Origin of the sequence: Henriciella mobilis, assembly GCF_003576315.1 — a bacterium.
In the GTDB taxonomy this organism is placed as follows: domain Bacteria; phylum Pseudomonadota; class Alphaproteobacteria; order Caulobacterales; family Hyphomonadaceae; genus Henriciella; species Henriciella mobilis.
Map to the genome: position 1 here is coordinate 62,981 of NZ_QWFZ01000039.1, position 26,439 is coordinate 89,419.

Genomic DNA, 26,439 nt, shown 5'->3' on the forward strand with positions numbered 1-26,439 from the left:
GGATGCTAAGGGCATTCAATAGGGCATGATTTTCTTGGATCGCAATTCTTTGATGATCTCAAAGAACGCGCGTGGCGGATTCGCTACCAAGTTCCCGAACAGTAAGACCTGAGGAACCACGCACCAGCTTGGTCATGGAGCAATAGCCGGGCCTGAAACTGGTAACGAGTTGTGAACCTTCCAGATGCCCGACAATTGTATTGATCGCTACAAAATGGGTGAAGACGACGCTGTGATCAGGAAGCGCCTCCATGGTTGAAATCAAGGCGCTCCGCCAGTCGTGCAGAATCGGTTCGGCGTTATCCCAAGTGCCCGACATGAAATTCTGCAACCAGCTAATGCGGTCATCGAGCCCTTGTACCGTCGGAATTTCACTAACATTCGGCTCTGTAGCAATCTCAATGCCGGTCTTGAGTGAGAAGGGCTGCGAGGTTTCCTGACACCTGGTCATCGGGCTGGCAAAGCCATGCTTGAAGCCCATTGTGGAAAGCTGTTCACCGACGGCTTCGGCCTGCTGCCGCCCGAGAGCGGACAGGCCCGGATCCTTCGCGTGGCCCCAGCCGGCTGCGGCTTCGCCATGCCGAACCAGGTAGATCATGCGGCCATCGCTTCATAAGGGTCCAAGCCGTGCGCGCGTATAACATCGTGTGCGCGCTTGTAGGCTACAGGTTCGTTGATGTTCAGCTCGCTGCGCACTTCCTCCAGTTGGCGGGGGAGGAGGTCCTCAATATCCTGCTCAATAATCCGCCGCGCCAGTTTGCCGTTGCGCCGGCCTTCCCGGATAACGTCTCGTATCCGTGCATCGCGCGGGGCCGCTTTTGCGAGCTGACGTCCACCCATGAATGCGATGAAACTGACGCCGAGTCCGCCATGCTGACTGTGCGTGAAACCGAGAAGGGCGGCTTCGCCAAGAGCGTCTCGCCCGTAACCGGTCAGGATGTGCATCATGTCGTGGGTATCGCGTAAAAGGTTTCCATACCAGAGGAGGTCGTCATCGATTTCGCGCCAAGCCGCTGAGCGCCGCTCACTTTCGGCCACCAGCCCTGCAGCCGACAGCCCTTCGCGCTCCATGAATTCTACATAGGTTCGCCCAACGCTGCCTTTGGGCAGGGCAAGAAGCGGTTCATGATTGTCCAGGATAGGCGGCAGGTAGTCGCGCTTCTTGAACCGGGACCAACCTTCGGGTGTCGACAAAAACCGATCGAAATCCTTGAGCGCTGAATCGCCATTCAGCGCATCAATAATGTGGAACACCTGCTCGGTGTCTTCCTTGTTCGCTATTAGCTGCTGCATGTGCCTCCATGCCGTGATCGGCTTGAATTTTGGCCGTTCGCGAGCGGGGCTGATGTACACGTTCGAGCGATTCATTCGTCATCCATCCGCGTTCAAATGATGCGATGCTTTCTCATCTATCATTTTCGGCATCGCTAAACAATGACGGAGGCGTCATTTTTCGGGTAAGTGGCGCTGCTCAATTTTGCATCATTCGCGCCAAAACCTTGTGCAAATGCCGTTCTGATTTTCCGATTTTTTCAAAGGGATTATCGCGCTCTTCGAGCATGCTGCTACGTCACCGAACATTATTGAGGGAAAGGTTCAGGCGCCAATGAAAAAGATTGAAGCGATCATAAAACCCTTCAAGCTGGATGACGTGAAAGAGGCGCTCCATGCGGTAGGAATGCAGGGTATGACGGTAACGGAGGCCAAGGGCTTTGGCCGGCAGAGAGGTCATACGGAATTGTATCGCGGCGCAGAGTACGTTGTCGACTTTCTCCCCAAACTGAAGGTCGAGCTCGTGATAGCGGACGACAGTGTCGCAGGGGCTATTGATGCGATCTCAAAAGCCGCGCACACAGGTAAGATCGGTGACGGCAAAATTTTCGTTTCCGAAATTACTGAGGCTGTTCGCATCCGCACCGGCGAGACCGGCGAAGGCGCGCTATAAACTGAACAACAAATGACATCGCTGCCAGGCGGTGGTCCCAACATATTACTAACTGGAGGGCTAAATGGCCGAAAATCTAATGAAGCTGATGAAGGAAAAGGACGTTGAGTTCGTTGACCTTCGCTTTACTGACCCACGCGGCAAGATGCAGCACGTTACCTTCGACAAGGGCATGGTCGACGATGACTTTTTCGTAGAAGGCCAGATGTTTGATGGCTCTTCCGTCGCCGGCTGGAAGGCTATCAACGAATCCGACATGCTGCTCAAGCCTGATACGAGCGCGGCGATCATCGATCCTTTCTTCCAGCAGACGACGCTTGCCGTATTCTGCGACATTCTTGATCCGATCACGGGGCAGGCCTATGGGCGTGACCCGCGTACGACGGCGAAGAAAGCAGAAGCCTATCTCAAGCAGGCTGGTGTTGGTACGACAGCCTATTTTGGTCCGGAAGCCGAGTTCTTCGTTTTTGACGATGTTCGCTGGTCAACAGAGCCTAACAAAACAGGCTACTCCTTCGATTCCACAGAGCTTCCGTTCAATACGGACAAGGAATACCCGACCGGAAACATGGGCCACCGCCCGCACTCCAAAGGCGGTTACTTCCCGGTTCCGCCGATCGACTCCGAGCAGGACATGCGTTCGGAAATGCTTGCGATCATGGGCGAGATCGGACTTGAGCCTGAAAAGCACCACCACGAAGTGGCGCCGGCCCAACATGAGCTTGGCTTGAAGTTCTCCACACTGACCAAGATGGCCGATCGCCTGCAGCTTTATAAATATGTGGTCCACAATGTGGCTGCCCAGTACGGCAAGTCGGCGACCTTCATGCCGAAGCCATACTTCAAGGACAATGGTTCGGGCATGCACGTTCACCAGTCCATCTGGGACGGCTCCACGCCGACTTTTGCTGGCGACCAGTATGCAGGCCTTTCAGAGACCTGCCTCTATTACATTGGCGGCATCATCAAGCACGCCAAGGCACTGAACGCGCTGACGAACCCGTCGACGAACTCATACAAGCGCCTGGTACCGGGCTACGAAGCACCGGTCATGCTGGCCTACTCGGCGCGCAACCGTTCGGCGTCCGTTCGCATCCCGTTCGGCTCCAGCCCGAAAGCGAAGCGGATCGAAACCCGTTTCCCGGACCCGACGGCCAACCCGTACCTGGCATTCGCAGCGCTTCTTATGGCTGGTCTTGATGGTATTGAGAACAAGATCCATCCAGGCGATGCCATGGATAAGGACCTGTACGACCTGCCGCCGGAAGAGGCCGCCTCGATTCCGCAAGTTTGCGGCTCGCTGCGTGAGGCGCTTGAAAGCCTGAAGGCAGACAGCGGCTTCCTGACCAAGGGCAATGTGTTCGATGACGACCAGATCGATGCCTATATCGAACTGAAGATGGAAGAAGTGGAGCGTTTGCAGCTTCACCCGCACCCCGTCGAATTCGACATGTACTACAAGGTCTAAGCGCCGAATCTCTGTAAGAACGTTGCGCCGGGCTGGAAAAGCCTGGCGCAATTTTTTTGGGTGAACAGGATATCCACCGCTGTAAACACTCCCGGTCTTGCGTGAGCCGCATGCTGGACAAATATTCAAAGCTCTGCGACGACGCAGATAAGATTCATTCAATTAATGGCTGGAAGCGATCGAATGTACGACCCCCACGAAACCGCGCTCAACCTCGTCCCAATGGTTGTCGAACAGACCAGCCGTGGCGAGCGGGCCTTCGATATCTTTTCCCGCCTGCTCAAGGAACGGATCATTTTTGTTACGGGCGGAATTGATGACGGGATGGCAGCGCTGATTACCTCGCAGCTGCTCTTCCTTGAGTCTGAGAGCCCGAAAAAAGAGATATCCATGTATATCAACAGTCCGGGCGGGTACGTTTCGTCCGGCCTGGCGATTTACGACACGATGCAGTATATCCGCTGTCCAGTCTCCACAGTCTGCATTGGTCAGGCAGCTAGTATGGGCTCGCTGCTACTGGCGGCCGGGCAAAAGGGAATGCGTATCGCACTTCCGAATGCTCGCGTGATGGTGCACCAACCCTCAGGCGGTTATCGGGGCGTTGCGACTGATATCGAGCGGCACGCAGAAGAAATTCTCGAATTGAAACGCCGTCTCAACAATATTTACGTAAAACACACCGGTCAGGATTATGACACAATCGAGCGTAAGCTTGACCGAGACACGTTCATGACGGCTGAAGAGGCGAAAGAATTTGGTCTGATCGACCAGGTTTATGAGCGCCGCCAAGGCGACGACGACAATTAGTCCGGGCGGATGCGCAGGTCCTCTTGCGTGTCCGGACTTAAAAAATAAGATCGAAGGCAAGCGATTTTTTTTGCGCGCGGCATAAATCGTGCGTTAATCGATCGCAAGCATTGAGGTGGCCATGACCAAACAAAACGGCTCCGGCGATTCGAAGAACACGCTGTATTGCTCCTTCTGCGGCAAAAGCCAGCATGAAGTGAAAAAGTTGATTGCCGGTCCGACGGTGTTCATTTGCGATGAATGTGTCGAGCTCTGCATGGATATCATCCGTGAAGAGAGCAAGGCCTCGGGCTTCAAGTCGAAGGAAGGCGTGCCAGCGCCTCGCGAAATTTGTGATGTCCTGGACGATTATGTGATCGGGCAGTCCTATGCGAAGCGCATTCTGTCGGTGGCAGTTCACAATCACTATAAACGCCTTTCCCATGCATCAACGTCTGATGGCGTGGAGCTGGCGAAATCCAACATTCTGCTGGTCGGCCCTACGGGTTGCGGCAAGACGCTGCTCGCCCAAACGCTGGCGCGCATTCTTGATGTGCCGTTCACGATGGCTGATGCGACCACGCTCACGGAAGCCGGTTATGTCGGCGAGGATGTCGAGAACATCGTGCTCAAGCTTTTGCAGTCGGCCGACTACAATGTCGAGCGGGCCCAACGTGGCATTGTCTATATCGATGAGATCGACAAGATTTCCCGCAAGTCAGACAACCCGTCCATAACCCGCGACGTTTCGGGCGAAGGCGTGCAACAGGCGCTGCTAAAGATCATGGAAGGCACGGTTGCTTCGGTACCTCCACAAGGCGGGCGCAAACATCCGCAGCAGGAATTCCTGCAGGTCGACACGACGAACATACTGTTTATCTGCGGCGGGGCCTTCGCTGGCCTCGACAAGATCATCAGTTCGCGCGGTGAAGGTACGCGCATGGGGTTCGGTGCAGATGTCAAAGATCCGGATGCGCGCGGCGTTGGGGAAGTCCTGCGTGATGTCGAGCCGGAAGACCTACAGCGGTATGGCCTGATCCCGGAATTTATCGGGCGTCTGCCGGTCATTGCGACGCTTGAGGATCTGGATGAAGAAGCCCTGATCGAGATTCTGACCCAGCCGAAGAATGCGCTGCTCAAGCAGTACCAACGCCTCTTCGACATGGAAGAAGTGACGCTTACTTTTACCGACGAGGCTCTGACCGCTGTTGCCCGTAAGGCTATCGCTCGCAAGACAGGTGCGCGCGGCCTGCGTTCGATCATGGAAGGCATCCTTCTTGATACCATGTTCGAACTGCCGAACCTGCGCGGCGTCGAGGAAATTGTGGTCAATGGTGAAGTGGTCGAAGGGCACGCAGCACCACTGCATGTGCACGCCAAGGCGGCAAAGCCGAGCGAAGCTTCCTGATCCACAAAAAAGGTCTGCGCAAGCCAGCTTGAATGGCGCGTATTAACCTCCACATCTTCCTGTAGAAGCCGGAATCGTCCAGACTAAAGGGGCGCCGGCAGGATCGCTGCTGAGCAGGATCCAGGAACTAAGGAGGCATGAATGCCCAAGCAAACCCTCCCAGTCCTTCCTTTGAGGGACATTGTTGTCTTCCCTGACATGGTCGCGCCGCTTTTTGTGGGCCGTGACAAGTCTGTCCGGGCGCTTGAAATGGTCGATGAAGGCGAGAACGAGATAATGCTCGTTGCTCAGAAAGATCCGTCGACAGACGAGCCAACAGCTGATGACATTCACCAGCTCGGTACCGTTGCAACCATATTGCAGCTGCTGAAGCTGCCCGACGGGACCGTCAAAGTGCTGGTTGAAGGCTCGAGCCGTGCGCGTATCGTTCAGTTTAACGATCGCGACAGCTATTTTGATGCCGAAGTTGAGCTGATTGAAGCTGAGGCTGGCGATACGGGTGAAGTGCAAGCGCTTGCACGCGCCGTCATCGACCAGTTTGAAAACTATGCCAAACTGAACCGGAAGATCCCCCCGGAATCCGTCGCGACGGTGTCGCAAATCACCGAACCTGGAAAACTCGCGGATGCGGTTGCGTCGCAGCTCCAGGTCAAGCTCTCCGACAAACAGGAGCTGCTTGAGATGTCGAATGCTCGTGAACGCCTTGAAAAGGTATTCGCTCTCATGGAGGGCGAAATGGGCATGATGCAGATGGAGCGGAAGATAAAGAACCGCGTCAAGCGTCAGATGGAGAAGACCCAGCGCGAGTATTACCTGAATGAGCAGATGAAGGCTATTCAGCGAGAGTTGGGCGATGCTGGTGATGGCGAACGCGACGAGGTTGCTGAGCTTGAGGAGAAAATCCGCGAAACGCCGCTCAGTGAGGAAGCTCGTGCGAAAGCGGACCAGGAAGTGAAAAAGCTTCGTCAGATGAGCCCGATGTCAGCGGAATCGACCGTTGTCCGGAATTATCTCGACTGGCTGCTTGCGCTTCCATGGGGTAACCGCAAGGAGATCTCGACCGATCTCGACAAGGCCGAGCAGCAGCTCGACCATGACCACTATGGTCTGGAGAAGGTCAAGGAGCGGATCATCGAATATCTTGCTGTGCAGAAACGCACCAAGAAGATGAAGGGACCGATCCTGTGTCTCGTCGGTCCTCCCGGCGTAGGTAAGACGTCACTTGGCCGCTCGATTGCTGAAGCGACTGGACGTGACTTCGTTCGCGTTTCGCTTGGTGGTGTTCGTGACGAAAGCGAGATTCGCGGTCACCGTCGGACCTACATTGGCTCCATGCCTGGTCGCATCATCCAGTCCTTGAAAAAGGCCAAGTCCGGCAATCCGTTGTTCCTGCTTGATGAGATCGACAAGATGGGTATGGACCATCGCGGCGATCCGGCCTCTGCGCTTCTCGAAGTGCTGGACCCAGCCCAGAACTCGACGTTCAACGACCACTACCTGGAAGTCGATTACGATCTTTCTGATGTTATGTTCGTGACGACGGCGAATTCGCTCAACATGCCACAGCCGCTTCTTGATCGGATGGAGATCATTCGCATCGCTGGTTATACAGAGCCGGAGAAGATGGAGATTGCGAAGCGTCACTTGCTGCCGAAAATCCGCAAGGACCATGGTTTGGCGGAAAGCGAGTGGATCGTAAGCGATGACGCAATCCGGGATCTCGTGCGGTACTATACGCGTGAGGCCGGGGTGCGCAGCCTGGAGCGTGAACTCGCGAGGCTTGCTCGTAAGGCCGTTCGTCGTATTGCACAGAGCGATGAGTCGGTCATCGAGGTTACGGCGGAAAACCTTTCTGACTTTGCCGGCGTGCGGAAGTTCCGTTTCGGTCTTGCCGATGAGGAAGATCAGATCGGGGCGGTAACCGGACTTGCCTGGACCGAAACGGGCGGCGACCTGCTGACCATCGAAGCGGTCCAGATGCCCGGCCGTGGTATGATGAAAGTTACGGGCAACCTGCGTGACGTGATGAAGGAGTCGATCCAGGCGGCAAGCTCGCTTGTTCGGTCCCGGTCGATCATGCTCGGCATCAAGCCCAGCCAATTCAACACGACGGATATCCACGTGCACGTGCCAGATGGTGCAACGCCCAAGGATGGCCCATCGGCCGGTATTGCAATGACCACAGCGATTGTATCGCTACTGACGGGTAATCCGGTCCGACGGGATGTCGCCATGACAGGTGAAGTGTCGCTGCGCGGACGGGTCCTGCCGATTGGGGGGCTCAAGGAGAAGCTCCTGGCTGCGCTGCGAGGCGGCATCAAGACGGTGCTGATCCCTGAGGAGAATGAGAAGGATCTCGATGAGATTCCTGAACAGGTCAAGGAAGGGCTGAAGATCGTGCCCGTTACGGACATCAATGAGGTGTTTGCCCGCGCCCTGACGCGCCCGCTGACGCCCATCGAGTGGTCGGATGAAGACGAGGCAGCCTTGCAGGCCAGCCTCGCAGGAAAGTCATCCGATCCCGATGTCGGTGAAACAATCCGCCACTAGTCAGCCTCTTTAATTGCAAACTGAACGGCCCCTGCGCTTATGCGGCAGGGGCCGTATTGCATTTCAGGACAACCTCACGCACAAAGCGGATAGAGTAGGGCGGTTAGCTCAGCTGGTAGAGCATCTCGTTTACACCGAGAGGGTCAGCGGTTCGAACCCGTTACCGCCCACCATTTTCCGAACGGGAACTCCAAAGAAAGACAAAGTAGCGTGGTACGGGAAGCTTTATCTGGCTTCCGTCATCTCGCGCTTGCGTGCTCTTGCGGCTTCAACATCCGAAATCAGGCCTAGGTAGGTATCTCCGAGTGGAGGCGAGGACTCGGATACGCCCAGCAGCCTGACCAGGTCATCTATCGTGACCTTTTCCTTCGACCGGCTGGCGATCCGGGCGACAATGCAGAGCCGAGCGGTTTCGGAAGCCTTGTGCAGAAACCGATGCTCCAAGCAGAGGTAAGTGTCACTCCAGCCGACGAGCCGGGTTTCCACGGAAAATGTTTGATGGGCGCGCAGCATTCCTGCGAACGTAACGGATTCAGCACACACAACGGGAAACCAGCCCCTTTTTCTGAACTGTTTCCAGGCGCCTGTGCGAACGACATAATTGATGATGCCGAGATCACTGAAGGAGAAGTACCGGCTGTTTGTCATGTGCGAAAACATATCCTGATCCGTCAGCATGACCCTTGAGCGAATTTCAGTTGTATCAAACAGGCTAGCTCGTTCTGTCGAAAAGCTGGCGCGCAGGAATGTTAGAACAAGTCTCAGGAAAAGGTTCATCGGCTGGTCAATCTCTCCCGGCCACTCAAGCTTCGCGCTTTAGCCTTCTGACGAGGTCTGCATTGAAGTTGACGATGTTGGATACGGCCTCATGCGAGAAAGTCGCGCCTGCGTACCAAGTCGCCGCCTCTCCCTGCATGTCCCGGAACCTTTGAAGTAATCCATTCCGAATCGCCTCGCAGTCATACTGCGCGAAATACTTCCAGCTCTTCTGAAGGATAACATTCACTGGACGACCGCCTTGGGCCGTGATTTCGGAGAGCAAGATTTCCTGGAGTTCTGCGTCAGAGTAGGTGCCTGTCAATTGGCCGGTCAGATACAACTGTCCGCCAAGTTCGGGTTCCCGACCATCGAGCCGAGCAGACATCATTCGTCCATATGGTGCGCCTGGAACGACTGCTGCGCTGTATGCCTGAACGGTCACATCGTCAAACCAGTCCTGAACAGCGACGAGCGTGGTTGTATAACCGTTCCACTTTACAGCCTCGGCGACGGCTTTTTCATTCTCTGTCGGATCGGCGATCGCATTGAATTCATCCATGGCAATCGTACAGACGATCAGGTCGAACTCCTGAGCGACGCCAGTTTCAGTTGTTATCGACGGCAGCGCACCTGTCCGATCGACTTTAGTGACGCGGCTTGCGAGATTTACATCCAGACCGGCCGCCGCCCGCTCCCAGAATGCGCTCCATCCCTGCGCTGGCATCTTAAGCTGTTTGAGTAGTCCCGTCAGAATAAGATCCAGATCGTTCCAACGCATGGCTTGCACTGTTGGCGTCTCATCGACAAAGCCATAGCCGAGATTGGTCATGGACCTGTACATGAACCGTTCGATCTTGTGCAGCTTTCGTTCGCGCAACCATTCTGCAATTGGTTGAGCCGCCTGTTTCTGGGCCCAATCGGGTATTCGAGCACGCCCCAAGGCGGACATCAGCCGTTGGCGTGCATAAAGAAACTGTGCGACCTGGACAGCGAGCGGTGCTCCGTCTCCTCGTTTTACGTAATCCAGAAAGTCTTCGCCATCGAAAAGCTGTTCGCCAAGGGGCCGCAGATCAATTCTGGCTTTCTTCATCCAATCCAGAACACGTCTGTGTGCCCGGGTAGTGTAACAAGTGCCCATTTCGACGACAGCGTCGCCTCTGACAAAGGAAAACGACTTGCCGCCCAGATAGGGATTGGCCTCAAAGACCGTTGGGTGGAATCGTCCTGTCTCTTGCAGCAGCCGCGCCAGGCTGAGGCCGGCAGGGCCGCCTCCGATTATTCCTACGCTACGCTTCATGAGTAGAGTTTAGTCCTAGGGGCAGTTTCGGGCCGACGATGGTTCAAGTGATTTCTCGCAATAGCGGCTTTTACAAGCGAGGATCTTCTGCAGGTCTCAATGCAATTTAGACATTTGGACTGCTTTGTTTTGCAGGAAGTTAAGATTGTTCTTGTACCAGCGTCTCTTAATGGCTGCGCCCTCGACTACTCCGTCATGGATCAGACTTTTGTTTGATCGACTGCCCGCACCGCGCACGGCAGTGGAGGGACGCGTATACGGCGAGATGCAGTCGCTTCTGGTGCGATTGCTCGTGCCAATGGCTGTCATCAACATCGTAAACGGCCTTATCTATTCTGCTGCCTTCCTGCAGGTGGTTGAAGTCTGGAAGGTTGCCATATGGTTTGTGCCTGTTGCGCTGTATTCGCTCATGCAGACCCTGGCCTACATGCGGCTTTCCAAAAAGAAGACGCCGACTCACGTATCTGGACGGTTCCTGCGCAAGGCCGAGCTATCGTCTCTTGTGCTTGGCGTGATATGGGGTGTTTCTACCTATCTCTTCCATTCCGACAATCAGCTCGCGAACCTTTTTATCTGTATCGTTATTGCAGGCATGGGCGCGGGCACAATGTCGATACTTGGGCCTGTTGCCCGGGTCGGTAGCCGATTCCTGATCGGCAGCGTCACAATCATGCTGGCGACGAATATCCTTAAGAATTCGCCATTTGCGGTCGAGGTGACCCTTCTGGCACTGTCCTTCACGGCCGCATTGCTGATTGGCGGCGCTCGCAACTACCGTCACATCTACGACATGATCGTCCAGGGCATGCAAAGTGAGACGGCTAAAGAGCTGCTCGCTGACGCTATTGAATCGTCCAATGACGCATTTGCCTTTTATGAAGCGAACGGCGACCTCATGGTCGCTAATGCGCGACACCGCGACTGGATTGGAACTGAAAAGCCGGAGTTTCATGTCGGTGAAGACCGGGTGCCCGTCCTTCTCAAGAACGGACGTTGGCTAATGCGTTCAACCCGGGAGACGGGGAAGGGCGGCGCCGTTGTTGTTCATACGGATATTACAGCGCTCAAGACGCGGGAACGTGAGCTGATCGAAGCTCAACGCGAGGCCGTAGAAGCAGATGCGGCGAAAAGTCGTTTCCTTTCGACAATGAGCCATGAGCTTCGCACGCCCATGAACATCATTCTCGGTTTCTCGAAGCTCATGAACGGCGATTCGAAGATCCGTCTTTCAGACGAGGAAATCCGCGAGTATGCAGACAATATTCACACAAGCGGCACGCACCTTTTGAAGCTAATCAATGACATCATTGATTATTCAAAGGTCGGCCTGGATCGCATTGCAATCAATCCGACGGCAGTGGAGACACAGGCGTTACTGACCGAAGCGATTACGCTGGCGGCCGGATTTGAGAGTAAGCCATCAGTGGACTCGTTTGATGTTTCGGTATCACCGAAGCTGTCGATGATGATGGTCGACGAAACCGCGATGAAGCGAATTCTCATCAACCTGCTGACCAATGCCATCCGTTTTAATCGTGAGGGCTGCAAAGTTGTGATCCGGGCGGGGCTCAATGGCGAGGGCGTACCATTCATTGCAGTGCGCGATTTCGGGCCAGGTATTCCTGAGAACAAGCTCGAGCGTGTTTTCGAAGCATTCTATCAAGGCGACTCGAATCTTGACCGCCAATATGGTGGGACCGGGCTCGGTCTCACGCTATGTCGGCACTTGGCGCGTCTTTTGGCTGGCGATGTGATCCTGAAGTCGCGTGTGGGCGTTGGCACGACAGCCATCCTCACGCTTCCAAAATCTGTACTGGTTCATGAAGAACAAATCACTGTCGCCGAAGCCAATACTGAGAGCGAAGACCGGGACGTTGCGTAGTTAGCGGCTCCACAAATTGTCTAACGCTTCCCCAATTGCATAGGCCGGACGGGCCATGGCCGGTGTCGTACGCAGACCGATCATGGCAGAGCCTGTGAGTGCGGTATCCTTGTCGCTCTCGGGCGGCCAGTGAGTGCCTGCAACAAAGCCATAGTCGAGGCTGGCCAGGAATTGGCCGAACTCAAGTTCACGCTCGTCCTTGAAACGTGGCATCCAGACCAGAAACATGGCCTTTGGCCAGCGTTTCAGGGCTCGCGGAATCCAGTCGGCCAGTGCCTCCATATCCCGATCAGTTTCGTAGCTCGGATCGAGGAATGCAATGAGCCGCTCCTTGCTGCGCGGCTGGAGGGTGAGCGCGCCTTTATAGCCGTCTTCCTTTAAGGCTCGTGTCCTCTTGTCGCTTGCGAGTGAGCGCGACAGCTTTTCATATTCAGCAGGATGCTTCTCGAAAAAGACCATACGGTCCTGATCACGCAAGCAATGACGGGCGAGGGCAGGGGAGCCTGGATAATTCCTGACAGTGCAGCTGCGAACAAAATCCAGCCATGGGCCAAGCGGTTCAGGTGCCTGCCCCATATCCAGAAGGCGCGTCACGCCTTGATCGGCTTCACCAGTCTTGCGCGATTGGCTGCTGGTCAGGTCGTAATTGCCTGCAGCCGAGTGCGTTTCGATATACAGCCACGGGTGATCGGCACGCGCGGCTATTTCCAATATGGAAAAGAGGACGGCATGCTTGAACACATCCGCCCTGTTTCCGGCGTGAAACCCATGCTGATAGGAAAGCAAGACTGTGCGCCCTAGTCGCCGCGACCGGCCAATGAGTCCTGGCGAATGGCTTCAAACTCATTTCCTTCGTACCAGGTCGGCCAGGTGTCGGAATTGATAACTTCCAGACCCACTTCGTAGAGCGCTGTGATATCCTCCACCATGCCCGAGAGGTCCCAGTTCTCATTATACTCGTCCATCGGCTTGTGATAACGCTGAACGGTGTAGGCTTCCGATGCCGCCATGCCCGCCGCTTCGCCACCGTCGCGCTTGTCGACTCCACCGTCGGCGTACAGCATCGGCACGCCCTTCTTCGCAAATGAAATATGATCCGAGCGATAGAAATAACCGGCCTCGGGCTTTGGGTCAGGCTTGACGACGCGATCCTGTGATTGCAGCTCCGCCGTCAGAAGGTCTTCAAGTTCGGACGCACCATATCCGACAACGACCATATCCTTTGTGCGGCCGATTGGCAGCATGCCGTCCATGTTGATACCGGCAACAATCCGGTTCATCGGCACAGTCGGATTTTCGGCGTAGTAGGCTGAACCGAGCAGGCCTGACTCCTCAAGCGTAACGGCCAGGAACAGACCTGAGCGTGGATGCTCGTCTTGCGCCATGGCTTCCGCTATTTCGAGAAGGGCAGCAGAACCGGTCGCATTGTCGACAGCGCCATTGAAGATGTCGTCGCGATAAAAGTCTTGTCCGGGTTCGCCGGCGCGTTCTTCAGATTTCTTGCCGAGATGATCCCAATGGGCTGTGAAGAGCATATACTCATCTGGCGCAACCGTACCGGGCAGAACGCCGACTACATTGCGGGATTCCATTCGGGATACGGTCTGCACAATTTTGCCAGAGGCGGTGAGATCTCCCATATCGACAGCCACGAAGCCAGGTTCCTTGGCGGTTGATTTTTGTTCATCGAAATCTAGTCCGGCTTCGGCAAACAGGCGGCGCGCAATGTCGGAAGTGATCCAGGATTCGAAAACCGTCCGGCTTGCGCCGTCATCTGATCGGACCAGGTCGGCCTGCGCGCCGGACCATGAATTTGCCACCACGTCCCAGCCATAAGAGGCTGGCGCAGTTTCATGGACAATGATAGCCCCTGAGGCCCCTTGGCGGGCCGCTTCTTCGAACTTGTAGGTCCAGCGGCCGTAATAGGTCATCGCCTTGCCATTGAAGAGGTCGTCGGTGCCGCGAGCGAAGCCTGGATCATTCACCAGCATGACCACCGTCTTTCCCTCGACATCGACGCCGGCGTAATCGTTCCAGCCATATTCTGGTGCAACTACGCCGTAACCAACGAACACAAGCTCGGATTCCTGGAATGACAGTTCATTACTGGCCTGATGCTTGGTCCAGAGTACCGCATCCGTTTTGAGTTGCATGGGATAAGCTTCGCCAGAGCGCCCGCCATTGAAGGTCAGACTCGATTGACTTTCGTCGAGCGTTTGTTCGACCATGCCTACGTTCTGGAACCAGGTTCCGTCATCGCCGCCTGGTTGCAGGCCTATTCTTTCCATCTCCGCAGCGATCCAGTCCGCGGCTTTTTCGCCATTCTCCGAACCCGGACCGCGGCCCTCGAATTTGTCGTCTGCAAGCGTCTTGATCCGCGCGTCGAGGTCCTCGGCAGTGATGGCTGCGACAGTGTTATCGGGCAGGGGCATTAGCAGGTCACTGGATGAAGCCTGCTCATTTGCGTTGGCTGGCGTTTCGGTTGCGCCCGTTTCTGCGCCGCTACCTGGCGCGTCTTCTTCCACAGACGCTTGAGAGCAAGCGGCTAGCGCGAGTAGGGCGACAGAAGACCAGAGCACGTGTTTCATGTAGATTTCTCCCGAAGAGGTTTCGAAACCGCTTCTCGCATAGGGCTCATGTACGAACAAGCAAAGCGCTGCCGCGGCAGTTGAATGAACGATTACATCAGTCGTCCGGCAGGGGAATGAATTCACTTTCGCCCATGGGAAGCTGGAATCGCGAGCCGGAAAAGCCGTTTTCAATTGAGGTTCGCCAGTCATCCCGGGCTGTGTCTATCAATTGAGAATCGCTCGCGACGAAATTCCAGTTGATTTTACGTGGGCTATCCATCGCTTTTCCTCCCGCCAGCATCAGATAGCTTTCTGGAGTCGCTTCGACGCGTACCGAGGCGCCGCGAGACAGGATAGCCATCGAACCGGCCTCGATCTTCTGACCGTCAATACGGGCTTCTCCACCGGCAACATAGATCGCGCGTTCTTCAGCGGCATCATCTGGAACGTCGAACTGCGCGCCGTTCGTCGCATTGATGCCAACGTACCAGATACCCCAGGGAAACTCGACAGGTGAAGCATGCCCCCAGGCATTGCCCGCGAGCACCTGCGCGGTTGCGCCGCCGAGGTTGAATTGAGGCAGCGTTTGCTTTGGGTGGTGGGTAAATGAAGGCTCGATTTGTTCGTGCGTTTGGGGAAGGGCCACCCATGTCTGGATCCCATGAAGGCGTTGGCCACTCCGGCGCTCGGGTTCAGGAGTTCGTTCCGAGTGCACAATACCTTTGCCGGCCACCATCCAGTTAACAGCTCCGGGGCGTATTACGATGTCGGAGCCTACCGTATCCTTGTGTCCAATGGCGCCTTCAAACAGGTATGTGACGGTTGCAAGGCCAATATGGGGATGAGGTCGAACATCCATGCCATCGCCGGGCTGGTAATCGACCGGACCGAAATGATCGAAAAAGATGAACGGTCCCACCATGCGGCGCTTATGAAACGGAAGCACGCGTCGAACTTTGAAGCCGCCCCCAAGTTCATGAACGCGGGACTCGATAAGCAAGTCGATTGAATCTGTCATCCCATGTATCCTCGCTGTTGCCCAGTGCTGTCATGATGGCGCATCATTGGCATGTGACCAGCTCTCTCAGTGAATATTTGGAAGCAATACGGTCGTGTCGGCTTTGCGAGGCAGACATGGAACGCCCACCTAATCCAATTCTTCAAGCTTCGGACAGCGCCAGAATACTCGTAGCGGGGCAGGCACCCGGCAATCTGGCCGACCGTTCTGGACGGCCGTTTACTGATCCTTCTGGCGTTCGGCTGCGTGAGTGGATGGGGGTTTCTGAGGACGAGTTCTACGATCACCAGCGTATTGCAATTGTTCCGATGGGGTTTTGCTTTCCTGGTTATGATTCAAAAGGTGGAGATCGCCCGCCGATGAAAGTCTGCGCGCGTACCTGGCATCAGGGGCTACTGGCTCGATTGCCAAGACTCGAACTCATACTTGCAGTTGGTGGCTATTCGCAAAGCTGGCACCTGAACCTGCCGGGTTCGGCCCGCCTGACTGAAGTCGTTCAAAACTGGCGTCACCATCTTGAAAACAGCAACACGATCCCGACCCCACATCCAAGCTGGCGAAACAATGCATGGCTAAAGAAGAATTCATGGTTTGAGGAGGAGCTTCTTCCGGTGCTCCGCGAAAAGGTGAGATCACTTTTATGAGATGGCTCGCCGTCCTTATACTGTTTGTGACTTCAGCGTGTGCGACGCCCAAGTTACAGTCGCGCCTTGATCTGGAAAGTACCGTGCAGCCCAGTTTTACGCCCGAACAGAATGAATTCACGTCATTCGACGGGGCCAAGCTGGGACTGAGCGTCTGGGAGGCCGATCAGCCAACGCCCGAATATGTCGTCGTCGGTCTCCACGGCATGAATGATTATGCCAACGCGTTTCATATGCTGGCGCCCTGGATGGCGAAACGAGGTGTTACGACGTATGCCTATGATCAACGCGGTTTTGGGCGATCGGACAATCGCGGAATATGGCCGAAACCCGATCTCATGCGGAAGGATCTGAGGACCGCGATCGAGCTTGCACGGCAACGTCACCCGAACACACCTGTTGCGGTCGTCGGAATCTCAATGGGCGGCGCCGTCGCCATGACAGTATTCGGGTCAGGCAATCCGCCAGTTGGCGTGGATAGGCTGATATTATCTGGACCAGGTTTGCGTGGCTGGGGAACATTGAACCCGCTGTACAAGGCAAGCCTCTGGCTATCGACGCATGTGAGACCAGGCTGGGTGGTCCGCCCTCCAAGAGGCGTCAAGATCGAGCCCTCGGATAATGTCGAGATGCTCCAGGACCTCTGGCGCGATCCCCTTGGCTTGAAAGAAAATCGTATAGACCAAGTCTTTGGCCTTGTAGGCCTTATGGAAGAAGCGCATGGAGCCGCACCTGCGCTTACGCCAAACGTTCCAACCCTGATCACGTACGGCGCCAAGGACATCGTCATTCCACCGTCCGCCATCAAGCGGACCATACGTGTATTACCGGATCATGTGCGCACGGCCTATTACGAAGGTGGTTATCACATGCTGCTGCGTGACTTGCAGGCGGAAACAGTTTTTGCGGACCTTATGGCTTTCCTGAAAGATGATGCCAGCGAATTTCCTTCTGGAGCACCGAATATTCCACGAGACTGAGCCGGCGGGTTGACCATGCCTTTGTGATCGCTAAGCCGCCATGAGGCAGTGCGGGAGTCCGTAGATGTTTGACCATCCTTCTTATGACCACCATGAAGGCGTCCACTTTTTCGAGGACGAGGCCAGTGGTCTCAAAGCGATCATAGCCATTCATTCGTCTGCGCTTGGGCCGGCGGCGGGTGGTTGCAGGATGTGGCCATATGCCACCGGAGAGCAGGCTTTAAGGGATGCGCTGCGCCTGTCTCAGGGCATGAGCTTCAAGAATGCGATGGCTAGTTTGCCGCTCGGCGGCGGAAAGTCGGTTATCTGGGGTAACGCAAAAACTGACAAGTCGCCTGCGCTGTTTGAGGCGTTCGGGCGCGCTATCGAGTCTCTGAATGGTCGATACTATACCGCAGAAGATGTCGGTGTGACGACGTCGGACATGGCATTGGTCGCGTCGCAGACGAAATATGTTGCAGGGCTGGATACGGGCGCAGCAGCGAGCGGAGATCCATCACCTATCACGGCCGGCGGCGTCTATCGTGGCATCAAGACGTGCGCCGAGCGCGCTTTTGGCTCGGCAGACCTTTCCGGAAGAACGATCGCCGTTCAAGGTGTTGGCTCCGTCGGCGGCTATCTCTGTGATCACCTGGCTCAAGAAGGAGCCAGACTATTCGTTTGCGACATCGACCAGGAAACCGTGACCCGTGTTTGCGAACGGACAGGCGCTTCCCGGGTCAATACCGACGATATTTATGACGTCGACGCGGACATCTTTTCCCCGAACGCACTGGGCGCCGTCATCAACAAGGCGACGCTTGGCCGTCTGAAAGTAAAGGTCGTCGCAGGTGGTGCGAACAATCAGCTTGCTAGTCCTGACATGGATAGCGCTCTTCGCGAAGCCGGTATCCTTTATGCACCCGATTATGTCATCAACGGCGGCGGGATCATAAACGTGGCCGCGGAGATTTCCGGCGAATACTCTCGTAGCTGGGTTATGGATAAGCTCGATGTTCTTATCGAGACATTGGGCGAGGTGCTGGATGAAGCCCTTAAAGCCTCTCTACCAACAAATCTCGTTGCTGAGCGTATTGCACGTCAGAGGATCGCAGCCGCGAAGCGCGGCTGAAACCCTCCGAGGCGATTGTCGATTATTTACCGCGTGACCACCAGCCGCGACGCTTAGGCTTCGCTTCTTTTTCGTCGCCGTTTTCATCGCTAACCAGCACAGGCTCGCTCGCAAGCGGTTTGTCGGCATCAAACACCACCGCAGTGGTTGCAGTTTGTCCCTCGTCTTTGTCTTTAGAGGTCTGGTCCGCATCGTTTGCTGGCTGTGGAGTTTCTCCAGCATCGCTGGCAACAACTTCCGAAGCAATGGCCGTTTCGTCGACAGGGGGAGCCGGTGAACTAGGCTCGCTGATATCAGGCTCGCTCTTCAGCTCTGCGTCCGGCACGTCATTGTCCGTCTTTTCGTTGATAGAACCTTCGGACGGCGCGGATACATTTTCAGATCCCGCTTGTCCTGGTTCGGTCGCCGCTGTTTCTGAGACTTGATCGGTCCCTGTAGACTTGTTTCGGCGACCGCCCCGTGACCGCCGGCGACGGGAAGGCTTCTTTTCACTCTCCTGATCGTCAGCTTTTTCCGCATCTAGAGCAACGGTCTTCGCCAGCTGAGGCTGTGATGACGTGGCGCGGTTTGCAGCTTGAGGATCGGGTAGGGCGGGCGGTTCGTCGTCTAGAAGGGCAGGGGCGCTTACAGAAAGCCCATCCAGTAGCGCGCCACCATCAGCCGGCACAATTGGTCCGCTCTCACGACGTCTGCGGCGGCCACCACGGCGACCACGGCGACGGCGCTTACGACTCTGCGAAGACTTTTCATCTTCTGTCGTGGCGTCGGTTGCTTCACTGTCGACTTTTGCGTCCTCATCGATTTCGTCTTCCGCGGAGTCTAGGGAGTCGTCATTTTCCTGCGGAAGCAGGTCATCATCGTCGTCGCCGCTAATGTGCTTGCTGCGGTCTGAACTCTTGGATTTACGCCTTGATTTGCGACTGGGGTCCTTCTCGGCGTCGATCTTGAAGTCGCCTGGCAGGAGGTCGTCGGATGAGCGAACCGAAATAGCGAAACCTGCTTCGTCTTCGATTTCTGTAATCGCTTCGCGCTTGTTATTCAGGAGGTAGAGTGCCACTTCGGTCGGCGCATGCACGGTGATCGAAGCCAGCCCGCCACCAGCCGCCCGTGCTTCGAGCGTGCGCAATAACTGAAGCGCAGCAGAAGGAACAGAGCGACGCCTGCCGGTGCCATTGCAGGCATCACAGGGATCAGACGTAGCCTGCAGGACGCCAGCTCTACGGCGCTGACGTGAGATCTCCATCAGTCCGAACTGGGAGATTTTTCCGCACTGGACCCTCGCACGGTCAATCTTGAGGCAGTCTTTCAGCTTCTTTTCGACGGCCCGGTTGTTCTTGTTCTCCTCCATATCAATGAAGTCGATCACAACAAGGCCAGCCAAGTCGCGCAAACGCATCTGACGGCAGGCTTCCTCGGCGGCCTCGAGATTCGTTCTAAGTGCGGTCTGCTCGATATTGCGCTCTCGTGTTGCCTTGCCGGAGTTCACGTCGATGGCGACAAGCGCTTCGGTTTGATTGATGACGAGATAGCCGCCTGACTTCATCTGAACGACGGGAGAGAATATTGAATCGAGTTGTTCTTCGACATTCTCTGAAACGAAAAGCGGCGCCTGGGATTTCCACTGCTTCACCTTTCGAGCCTGCGTCGGCATGATCATCTTGGAAAGGTCCTTGGCCTCTCTGTAGGCCGTCTGGCCTTGAATGATCACCTCTTCGATGTCCTTGTCGAACATGTCGCGCATGGCCCGATGAACCAGTCCGCCTTCCTCATGGATCAGGCAAGGCGCGATGGATTCGAGCGTCTTGGAACGGATATTATCCCATAGCTTTTGCAGGTATTCGTAGTCCCGCTTTATTTCGGTCTTCGTGCGTTTGGCGCCGGCCGTCCGTACAATAAGGCCCATACCCTGCGGGACATCGAGGCTTCCCATGATGTCCTTCAGGCGCTTGCGATCCGAACCATTGGAGATCTTGCGTGAAATGCCCCCGCCACGCGGCGTATTCGGCATCAATACGCTGTAGCGGCCAGCCAGAGACAGGAAGGTCGTCAGCGCGGCACCTTTATTGCCGCGTTCTTCCTTTACAACCTGAACCAGCATGACTTGCCGCCGCCGGATGACTTCCTGAATCTTGTATCGCTTCGAATGTGATTGCGAAGACTTCTTCCGGGTTTCCGGCTCACCGTCCGAAGCGTCCTCATCAGAATTGTCGTCGTCATCGATCAGGTCTGCCGGTGAATCGATTTCCTCATCGGGGTCATCAACATCAAGGTCTTCATTCTCGGCTGCGGCGCGCGCAGCGTCTTGAAGAAGCGCTTCACGATCTTCTTGTGGCAGCTGGTAATAGTCTGGATGTATTTCGCTGAAAGCGAGAAAACCGTGGCGGTTGCCACCATAATCCACGAAGCATGCCTGAAGGGAAGGCTCTACTCGCGTTACTTTCGCGAGATAGATGTTACCTCTTAGTTGTTCCTTGCCAGTCGTTTCGAAATCAAAGTCATCAACTTGCCCATTCGAAACGAGCGCCACCCGGGTTTCTTCCGGGTGGACGGCATCGATCAGCATTAGTTTGCTCATTTAGGATCGCCTTGTTGGCTGGCGGCGCGGTCCTGCGAGATTGTTCGCAGGCTCTGCGGCTATCGCCAGTGTTGTTTTGTGAAGAGCCCAAGCGCCAGCTCGTCCGCGCGCCTTGGGGCGCAATACGTGACAGTCTCTGCTGGTGATCAGGCAACATGAAGTTGTTCATCCGTGGCCGACCGGCGCCCGCTGCGGGACAGTCGTCCCGGCTATGCACCTGTCTGGGATTATCTGTTCCCCGCACGCTGCGAGGTGGTCTGAACATGCCCAAAGCCGAAGGGAATGAAAAGCGTAAAATGACACAAACGCGAAAAACGCAGCGGCAACGCTGACAGTAAATGTTGGATTAATCCTCACTGTGGCATCAGGCACAGGGTTATGCACAGTGTTCCGCGGGAGAAATGGTGACCGCGCTGATTCGAATTTTGCTACTTTGGACGATTTTTTGTCTGAGCGCTTCTGCCGCGACTGCCGCAGTAGTCAGCGAGATCATTGTGTCCGGAGACAATGAGTATATGCGGATATTGTTTGCGGCTGACGAGCCAATCGAACAGGAAACCTTTTTGATCAGCGACGCGAATGGCCGGCGGGTCGATGTCAGGCTGCCAGGCGCCACCGTATCGCTTGGTGCTCATACGCCGCCCCCCAATGGGGCCATCGATGCTTATGAAATCCGTCAGGGAGAAGTCGTTTTTAATCTGACGACACCCATGATGGTATCACGCACGCTTAATATGGCCCCGACGCGTGCAGATCCGAGGCACCGACTTCTCATCGACCTGGTACGCGTTGCGCCGATCAGATTTGACAGGGCATCCATGGAGGATGCTGTGCTGCGGCAGCAATACCTCGCTGCTTACACTCCAGGCTCGTATAGAAAAGCCCAGCCACTTGGTTCGAAGCCGGACCAGTATACGGTGGTCATCGATCCCGGACATGGTGGCAAGGATCCGGGAGCGTTGGCGGCGACGAATCAAAAGGAAAAAACAATCGTCCTGCAGACATCGCTCGCGATAAAACAGGTCCTTGAACGGTCTGGCCGCTATCGTGTTCACCTTACGCGTTCGGACGATACCTACGTTGATCATGAAGACCGTGTGTCCATGGCTCGAAGCTGGGGGGCGGACCTCTTTATTTCCGTACACGCGGATGCTGCGGGCAACCCAGATGTCGCAGGCGCGACTGTATACACCTTGTCAGCTCGTGGCGAACGCCGGATCGATGGCACGGCGAAAACCAATGGCTGGCATCTGCCAATCGAAGACGGAACTTCGCAGGAAGTATCCGGTATCTTGGAAGACCTGATCCTTCGGGAAACCAAATCCAATTCAACCGTGTTCGCCGAGCTGCTCACGCCGGAACTTGAAAAGGCGGGTCCGATTGTGCGCAATAGCCATCGGCGAGCTAATTTTTTCGTCTTGCTGGCACCGGATGTGCCCGCGGTTCTGCTGGAAATCGGATTTCTTACCAATCGTTCGGATGTTGCACGATTGAGTTCAGAAAGCGGGCGCAGAAAGACTGCGGAAGCAGTTGGGCGGGCCATCGATGCCTATTTTGACAGGCGCGATGTGCTCTACGCAGCGAACTAACTGCTTTTTGCCTTTCGGCTGATTGGCGAACGCCTTACTCTAGCCAGACTGTGTTGTCAGACAGCATTATCCGCAATTACAATTCCAGGCTGTACAAAAGATGACTGAACAAGCGACCAGAAAGCGATTTCTGACGTGGAAGCTCTTCCGGCGTGTTTTTTTGGGCCTCGTAATTCTGGGGGTCATCGCATTCATCGCTTTGGCAGTTTACGTAGCGGTGCTGGCTCGCGACCTTCCTTCCCACAAGCGGCTTGCGAGTTATGAGCCGCCGATCACCTCACGCGTTCACGCGGGCGACGGGACGCTGATCGCTGAGTTCGCTGAGGAACACCGAGTGTTCGTGCCGATTGAATCGGTGCCTGAACACGTGATCCAGGCGTTCGTCGCCGCAGAAGATAAGAAGTTCTTCACGCACCACGGTCTGGATTATGTCGGCATTCTTCGGGGCGCTATCAATTCAGCCAAGATCAAACTCACTGGTGGCGGCAATCTGCAGGGTGGTTCAACGATTACCCAGCAGGTCGCCAAGAACATGCTTCTGACCCGGGACCAGACAATTGACCGGAAAATCAAGGAAGCGATTATCGCCCGACGCATGGAGGATGCGTTTACAAAGGACGAGATCCTTGAGCTCTACCTAAACGAAATCTATTTGGGAGTGCGCGCATATGGCGTCGGGTCTGCGGCTCTGATTTATTTCGATAAGTCGCTTCCCGAGTTGAACCTGTCAGAGGCGGCAATTTTGGCATCGCTTGCCAAGGCCCCGTCGACCGTCAACCCGTATCGCCGGCCGGAACGCCTGCTGGCCCGTCGCAACTATGTCCTCGGCCGCATGGTAGAAGATGGCTACATTACGCAGGACGAAGCAGACAGGGCCATGGAGAAGGGTCTTGAAGTAACCGAACGTCTGCGCGGACCCGAATATGCGGCCGCGACATATTTCGTTCAGGAGTTGCGCAAACAGCTTATCGAGCAGTATGGCGAGGAAGCGCTTCAGCGTGGCGGCTTGTCAATTCGAACAACGATTGACACACGCCTTCAACTGGCGGCGCAGGACGCCTTGCAGGCCGGCCTTGAGAGCTATGACCGTCGCCACAACTATCGAGGGCCATTTGCTACCATCGATGCTGATGGCAATGTGCCCGAACAGCTTGAAAAGCTGACCTTGCCGCCAGGTTACGGGACCTGGGAGGCTGGCATGGTCTCGCGTGTGGGTTCTGAGGGGGCTAGGCTGGTGCTCAAGGATGGACGCGAAACGTCAATTCCCAAGGAAGATGTCGAATGGGCGCGCACTTGGACACGCGATGGTGGCGGGGCTGGCCTGGCGTCTGGCGATGTCGTGCTCGTCGAAGTTGCACGCACGGAAGAGAAGAAGCCCGGCGCAGAAACTCGAGACGGTGAAGCGTCTGAGGACGAGTGGATTTACGTTCCCGCAGAGACCGCAATTCTCAGGCAGGTGCCGGAGGTTGAGGGCGGTATTGTTGCGCTTGATCCGCACACCGGACGCGTACTGGCAATGGTTGGTGGGTACTCTTTCTTTAAAAGCCCGTTCAATCGGGTAACCCAGGCTGTTCGCCAGCCGGGCTCTTCCTTCAAGCCGTTCGTATACGGGGCGGCTCTTGAAAACGGCTACACGCCTTCAACCCGCATCCTCGATGCGCCGTTTGTCTATTATGACGAACATACCGAGGAGATGTGGAAGCCGCAGAACTATTCAGAAGGGCGTTCCTACGGCGAAGTCACGATGCGCACGGCACTGGAGCGCTCGTTCAACCAGGTGACTGCGCGCGTCGCTGTGGATATCGGTATGCCGGCCGTGTCTGAGTTCGCCGAGCGCTTCGGCTTGTACGACAATCTCCCGCCTTATCCGGCCATGGCATTGGGTTCAGGTGAGACGACGCCTTGGCGAATGGCACGTGGCTACGCCGCTTTCGTGAATGGCGGCAAAGAAGTCACGCCGACGCTGCTCGACCGCGTTCAGGACCGCCACGGCAATACGCTCTACAAGCACGACACGCGCCCATGCGAAAGTTGTGACGCACTGGAGTGGGACGGTGGCAAACCACCGGTGCTCCCTGACGAGCGCAAACAACTCGTGGACCCCGTCATTGCCTATCAGATCGTGCACATGCTTGAGGGGGTTGTGGAGCGCGGCACGGCGCGCCGGGCAAAACGTGTTGGAAAGCCACTGGCCGGCAAAACCGGTACTACTAACGATTATGTAGACGCCCTGTTCTACGGCTTCTCTCCAGACCTGGTCGTGGGAATCTGGGTAGGGTTTGATACACCCAAGTCACTCGGGGAAGGTGAGGCCGGTGGATCGATCGGTGCACCGATTTTCACCGACTTCATGGAAGTCGCCTTGCAGGATGAACCTGCACTGCCATTCCGAATTCCGCCCGGCGTTCGACTCGTCCAGGTCGATCACGATACCGGAGGACTTCCAACGGCCGCTTCGGGAGAAGTCATTGTTGAAGCGTTCCGTCCGGGGACGGAGCCAGGCGCCGTTTTCGACGAGGATACGGACTTCTCGATTTCAGGAAGCCGTTCGGGTAATGGCGAACAACGAGACGATATCGCGGATCCCTTCTCGGAGGGTTTTCAGCCGCCTGGATTCGGTGATCAAGGCGGTGACGACGTCGCCGATGAAAACCTCAGCGGCATTTATTGACGCCAGATGAGGTTTTATGCATCGCAGGCTTCAAGCAAACCACAGGAATAGAGCCATCACCATGTCAACGGACATCAAGACCCTTGTTGAAGAAATCAAGCAGTCGGCCGAACTGCTGAGGAGGCGTCTTTGACTGGGACGTTGCCGAAAAACGTCTCGACGAACTGAACGCTCTCTCCGAGCAGCCAGAGTTCTGGAACGATCCTGAGGAAGCCCGCAAGTTGATGGCCGAGCGCCAGCGACTGGAAGATGGCATCCGCATGGTGAGAGAGCTCGAAAAGGAAGCGGCGGACGGTCTGGAGTTGTATGAGCTAGCCGATGGCGACGAAGACATGATTGCCGATGTGCGGGCATCTCTACAATCGGCCCGGGAAAAAGCAGCCAAAGCCGAACTGCAGGCACTTTTGTCAGGCGAAGCCGACGCCAATGACTGCTATTTGCAGATCAATGCAGGCGCTGGCGGGACGGAAAGCCAGGACTGGGCGTCGATGCTAAGGCGGATGTACGTACGTTGGGCAGAGTCGAATGGCTATAAGGTCGAAGAAGAAGACGCACATGACGGCGACGAGGCGGGCATCAAATCTACGACGCTGTTGATCTCGGGGCACAATGCCTATGGCTGGCTGAAATCCGAGAACGGCGTCCATCGGCTTGTCCGGATTTCGCCATTTGATTCCTCGGCGCGCCGGCACACGTCGTTTGCGTCAGTTAGCGTCTCGCCTGTCATCGACGAATCGATCGAGGTTGAGATCGATCCTTCTGATGTGCGAACGGATACTTATAGATCCTCCGGGGCAGGGGGGCAGCATGTGAACAAGACGGATTCAGCGGTCCGTTTGACCCATGACCCGACCGGCATTGTCGTCGCTTGCCAAGCGGGCAGATCCCAGCATCAGAACAGGGCGAAGGCATGGGAAATGCTGCGCTCGAAATTGTATGAGTTGGAACTCCAGAAACGCCGGGAGGCGGCTCAGGATAGCCACGATTCCAAATCCGATATCGGTTGGGGGCACCAAATCAGATCTTATGTCTTGCAGCCCTATCAGCTCGTGAAAGACTTGCGGACGAATTACGAAACGTCAGACACGTCCGGCGTATTGAACGGCGATCTCGATGCGTTCCTGAGCGCTGCTCTTGCGCACTCTGTTGTTGGAAACGAAGAGTCGGCAGCGTAAAATCATTTCTG

At 55.8% G+C, this 26,439-nt stretch carries 20 protein-coding genes and 1 tRNA gene; 13 read left to right on the plus strand and 8 right to left on the minus strand.

From position 1 onward, the window contains the following. Positions 1–58 precede the first annotated feature (58 nt). Together D1227_RS17530 and D1227_RS17535 are read right to left on the minus strand one after the other, a co-directional pair. A complete protein-coding gene (locus D1227_RS17530; RefSeq protein ID WP_119405618.1) occupies positions 59–598 on the minus strand; it encodes a histidine phosphatase family protein in 540 nt (179 codons plus the stop codon). Further along, positions 595–1,293 (minus strand): Coq4 family protein, encoded by a 699-nt coding sequence (locus D1227_RS17535; RefSeq protein ID WP_119405899.1) that lies wholly within the window; start codon positions 1,291–1,293, stop codon positions 595–597. Before D1227_RS17535 ends, D1227_RS17530 begins: the two co-directional genes overlap by 4 nt. Before the next feature lie 313 nt (positions 1,294–1,606). Here D1227_RS17535 and D1227_RS17540 point away from each other — a divergent pair, with 313 nt between their 5' ends. The 6 genes from D1227_RS17540 (at position 1,607) to D1227_RS17565 (ending at position 8,330) form a co-directional block, all read left to right on the plus strand. Beyond that, positions 1,607–1,945: a P-II family nitrogen regulator gene (locus D1227_RS17540; protein WP_119376765.1), complete on the plus strand. Its 339-nt coding sequence runs from the start codon at positions 1,607–1,609 to the stop codon at positions 1,943–1,945. A gap of 64 nt (positions 1,946–2,009) precedes the next feature. Next, a complete protein-coding gene (gene glnA, locus D1227_RS17545; RefSeq protein WP_119376764.1) occupies positions 2,010–3,413 on the plus strand; it encodes a type I glutamate--ammonia ligase in 1,404 nt (467 codons plus the stop codon). A gap of 183 nt (positions 3,414–3,596) precedes the next feature. Next, entirely contained in the window at positions 3,597–4,220 is a 624-nt protein-coding gene (locus D1227_RS17550; RefSeq protein WP_119376763.1) for an ATP-dependent Clp protease proteolytic subunit, read from the plus strand. Positions 4,221–4,341: 121 nt separating this feature from the next. Continuing rightward, entirely contained in the window at positions 4,342–5,607 is a 1,266-nt protein-coding gene (gene clpX, locus D1227_RS17555) for an ATP-dependent Clp protease ATP-binding subunit ClpX (protein ID WP_119376762.1), read from the plus strand. Positions 5,608–5,748: 141 nt separating this feature from the next. After that, complete coding sequence (gene lon, locus D1227_RS17560; protein WP_119405619.1) at positions 5,749–8,157, plus strand: endopeptidase La; 2,409 nt, start codon at positions 5,749–5,751, stop codon at positions 8,155–8,157. A 97-nt stretch (positions 8,158–8,254) separates the two neighbouring features. Continuing rightward, positions 8,255–8,330 (plus strand) — tRNA-Val (locus D1227_RS17565). Positions 8,331–8,382: 52 nt separating this feature from the next. Here D1227_RS17565 and D1227_RS17570 read toward each other — a convergent pair. Together D1227_RS17570 and D1227_RS17575 are read right to left on the minus strand one after the other, a co-directional pair. Then, on the minus strand, positions 8,383–8,934 hold the full coding sequence (locus D1227_RS17570) for a thioesterase family protein (protein ID WP_119405620.1): 552 nt from the start codon (positions 8,932–8,934) through the stop codon (positions 8,383–8,385). Positions 8,935–8,959: 25 nt separating this feature from the next. Next, complete coding sequence (locus D1227_RS17575; protein WP_119405621.1) at positions 8,960–10,213, minus strand: FAD-dependent oxidoreductase; 1,254 nt, start codon at positions 10,211–10,213, stop codon at positions 8,960–8,962. Positions 10,214–10,421: 208 nt separating this feature from the next. Here D1227_RS17575 and D1227_RS17580 point away from each other — a divergent pair, with 208 nt between their 5' ends. Further along, a complete protein-coding gene (locus tag D1227_RS17580) occupies positions 10,422–12,095 on the plus strand; it encodes a sensor histidine kinase (protein WP_158586713.1) in 1,674 nt (557 codons plus the stop codon). Here the strand turns inward: D1227_RS17580 and rlmJ are convergent, their stop codons facing one another. The 3 genes from rlmJ to D1227_RS17595 all read right to left on the minus strand — a co-directional run bounded on the left by rlmJ (position 12,096) and on the right by D1227_RS17595 (position 15,683). After that, positions 12,096–12,836 carry a 23S rRNA (adenine(2030)-N(6))-methyltransferase RlmJ gene (gene rlmJ, locus D1227_RS17585; RefSeq protein WP_158586714.1) on the minus strand — a complete coding sequence of 247 codons (741 nt, stop codon included), beginning with the start codon at positions 12,834–12,836 and terminating at the stop codon, positions 12,096–12,098. Positions 12,837–12,892: 56 nt separating this feature from the next. Continuing rightward, positions 12,893–14,683, minus strand: a complete 1,791-nt coding sequence (locus tag D1227_RS17590; protein WP_119376756.1) for a M28 family metallopeptidase — start codon at positions 14,681–14,683, stop codon at positions 12,893–12,895. A gap of 97 nt (positions 14,684–14,780) precedes the next feature. Beyond that, on the minus strand, positions 14,781–15,683 hold the full coding sequence (locus tag D1227_RS17595) for a pirin family protein (RefSeq protein WP_119405623.1): 903 nt from the start codon (positions 15,681–15,683) through the stop codon (positions 14,781–14,783). A gap of 116 nt (positions 15,684–15,799) precedes the next feature. Between D1227_RS17595 and D1227_RS17600 the strand changes: the two genes are divergently transcribed. The 3 genes from D1227_RS17600 to D1227_RS17610 all read left to right on the plus strand — a co-directional run bounded on the left by D1227_RS17600 (position 15,800) and on the right by D1227_RS17610 (position 18,418). Next, positions 15,800–16,327 (plus strand): uracil-DNA glycosylase family protein, encoded by a 528-nt coding sequence (locus tag D1227_RS17600; protein ID WP_233349859.1) that lies wholly within the window; start codon positions 15,800–15,802, stop codon positions 16,325–16,327. Further along, positions 16,324–17,307, plus strand: coding sequence for an alpha/beta hydrolase (locus tag D1227_RS17605; protein WP_119405624.1), 984 nt, complete (start codon positions 16,324–16,326; stop codon positions 17,305–17,307). The genes D1227_RS17600 and D1227_RS17605 overlap by 4 nt, the downstream gene beginning before the upstream one ends. 64 nt (positions 17,308–17,371) lie before the next feature. Further along, a complete protein-coding gene (locus D1227_RS17610) occupies positions 17,372–18,418 on the plus strand; it encodes a Glu/Leu/Phe/Val family dehydrogenase (protein WP_119405625.1) in 1,047 nt (348 codons plus the stop codon). A 22-nt stretch (positions 18,419–18,440) separates the two neighbouring features. On the opposite strand, the gene D1227_RS17615 is transcribed toward D1227_RS17610, so the two are convergent. After that, a complete protein-coding gene (locus D1227_RS17615) occupies positions 18,441–20,993 on the minus strand; it encodes an Rne/Rng family ribonuclease (RefSeq protein ID WP_119405626.1) in 2,553 nt (850 codons plus the stop codon). A 404-nt stretch (positions 20,994–21,397) separates the two neighbouring features. On the opposite strand from D1227_RS17615, the gene D1227_RS17620 reads away from it, so the two are divergent. The 3 genes from D1227_RS17620 (at position 21,398) to prfB (ending at position 26,428) form a co-directional block, all read left to right on the plus strand. Further along, the gene (locus D1227_RS17620; protein WP_158586715.1) at positions 21,398–22,582 is read left to right on the plus strand and encodes an N-acetylmuramoyl-L-alanine amidase family protein; all 1,185 of its coding nucleotides are present in this window, start codon (positions 21,398–21,400) and stop codon (positions 22,580–22,582) included. 100 nt (positions 22,583–22,682) lie between these two features. Beyond that, positions 22,683–25,253 (plus strand): penicillin-binding protein 1A, encoded by a 2,571-nt coding sequence (locus tag D1227_RS17625; protein WP_119376750.1) that lies wholly within the window; start codon positions 22,683–22,685, stop codon positions 25,251–25,253. A gap of 61 nt (positions 25,254–25,314) precedes the next feature. Further along, positions 25,315–26,428, plus strand: a protein-coding gene (prfB, locus tag D1227_RS17630; protein ID WP_119405628.1) for a peptide chain release factor 2 whose coding sequence is annotated in 2 segments (ribosomal slippage) — positions 25,315–25,383 and positions 25,385–26,428 — 1,113 coding nt in all. Because the reading frame shifts where the segments join, the coding sequence is not laid out codon by codon here. The last annotated feature ends 11 nt before the right edge of the window (positions 26,429–26,439 follow it).

Bases quoted from the DNA above. Each gene is read 5' to 3' on its own strand.
- D1227_RS17530 (WP_119405618.1), bottom strand. From the start codon at position 598: ATGATCTACCTGGTTCGGCATGGCGAAGCCGCAGCCGGCTGGGGCCAC.
- D1227_RS17535 (WP_119405899.1), bottom strand. From the start codon at position 1,293: ATGCAGCAGCTAATAGCGAACAAGGAAGACACCGAGCAGGTGTTCCAC.
- D1227_RS17540 (WP_119376765.1), top strand. From the start codon at position 1,607: ATGAAAAAGATTGAAGCGATCATAAAACCCTTCAAGCTGGATGACGTG.
- glnA (WP_119376764.1), top strand. From the start codon at position 2,010: ATGGCCGAAAATCTAATGAAGCTGATGAAGGAAAAGGACGTTGAGTTC.
- D1227_RS17550 (WP_119376763.1), top strand. From the start codon at position 3,597: ATGTACGACCCCCACGAAACCGCGCTCAACCTCGTCCCAATGGTTGTC.
- clpX (WP_119376762.1), top strand. From the start codon at position 4,342: ATGACCAAACAAAACGGCTCCGGCGATTCGAAGAACACGCTGTATTGC.
- lon (WP_119405619.1), top strand. From the start codon at position 5,749: ATGCCCAAGCAAACCCTCCCAGTCCTTCCTTTGAGGGACATTGTTGTC.
- D1227_RS17570 (WP_119405620.1), bottom strand. From the start codon at position 8,934: ATGAACCTTTTCCTGAGACTTGTTCTAACATTCCTGCGCGCCAGCTTT.
- D1227_RS17575 (WP_119405621.1), bottom strand. From the start codon at position 10,213: ATGAAGCGTAGCGTAGGAATAATCGGAGGCGGCCCTGCCGGCCTCAGC.
- D1227_RS17590 (WP_119376756.1), bottom strand. From the start codon at position 14,683: ATGAAACACGTGCTCTGGTCTTCTGTCGCCCTACTCGCGCTAGCCGCT.
- D1227_RS17595 (WP_119405623.1), bottom strand. From the start codon at position 15,683: ATGACAGATTCAATCGACTTGCTTATCGAGTCCCGCGTTCATGAACTT.
- D1227_RS17600 (WP_233349859.1), top strand. From the start codon at position 15,800: ATGGAACGCCCACCTAATCCAATTCTTCAAGCTTCGGACAGCGCCAGA.
- D1227_RS17605 (WP_119405624.1), top strand. From the start codon at position 16,324: ATGAGATGGCTCGCCGTCCTTATACTGTTTGTGACTTCAGCGTGTGCG.
- D1227_RS17610 (WP_119405625.1), top strand. From the start codon at position 17,372: ATGTTTGACCATCCTTCTTATGACCACCATGAAGGCGTCCACTTTTTC.
- D1227_RS17615 (WP_119405626.1), bottom strand. From the start codon at position 20,993: ATGAGCAAACTAATGCTGATCGATGCCGTCCACCCGGAAGAAACCCGG.
- D1227_RS17625 (WP_119376750.1), top strand. From the start codon at position 22,683: ATGACTGAACAAGCGACCAGAAAGCGATTTCTGACGTGGAAGCTCTTC.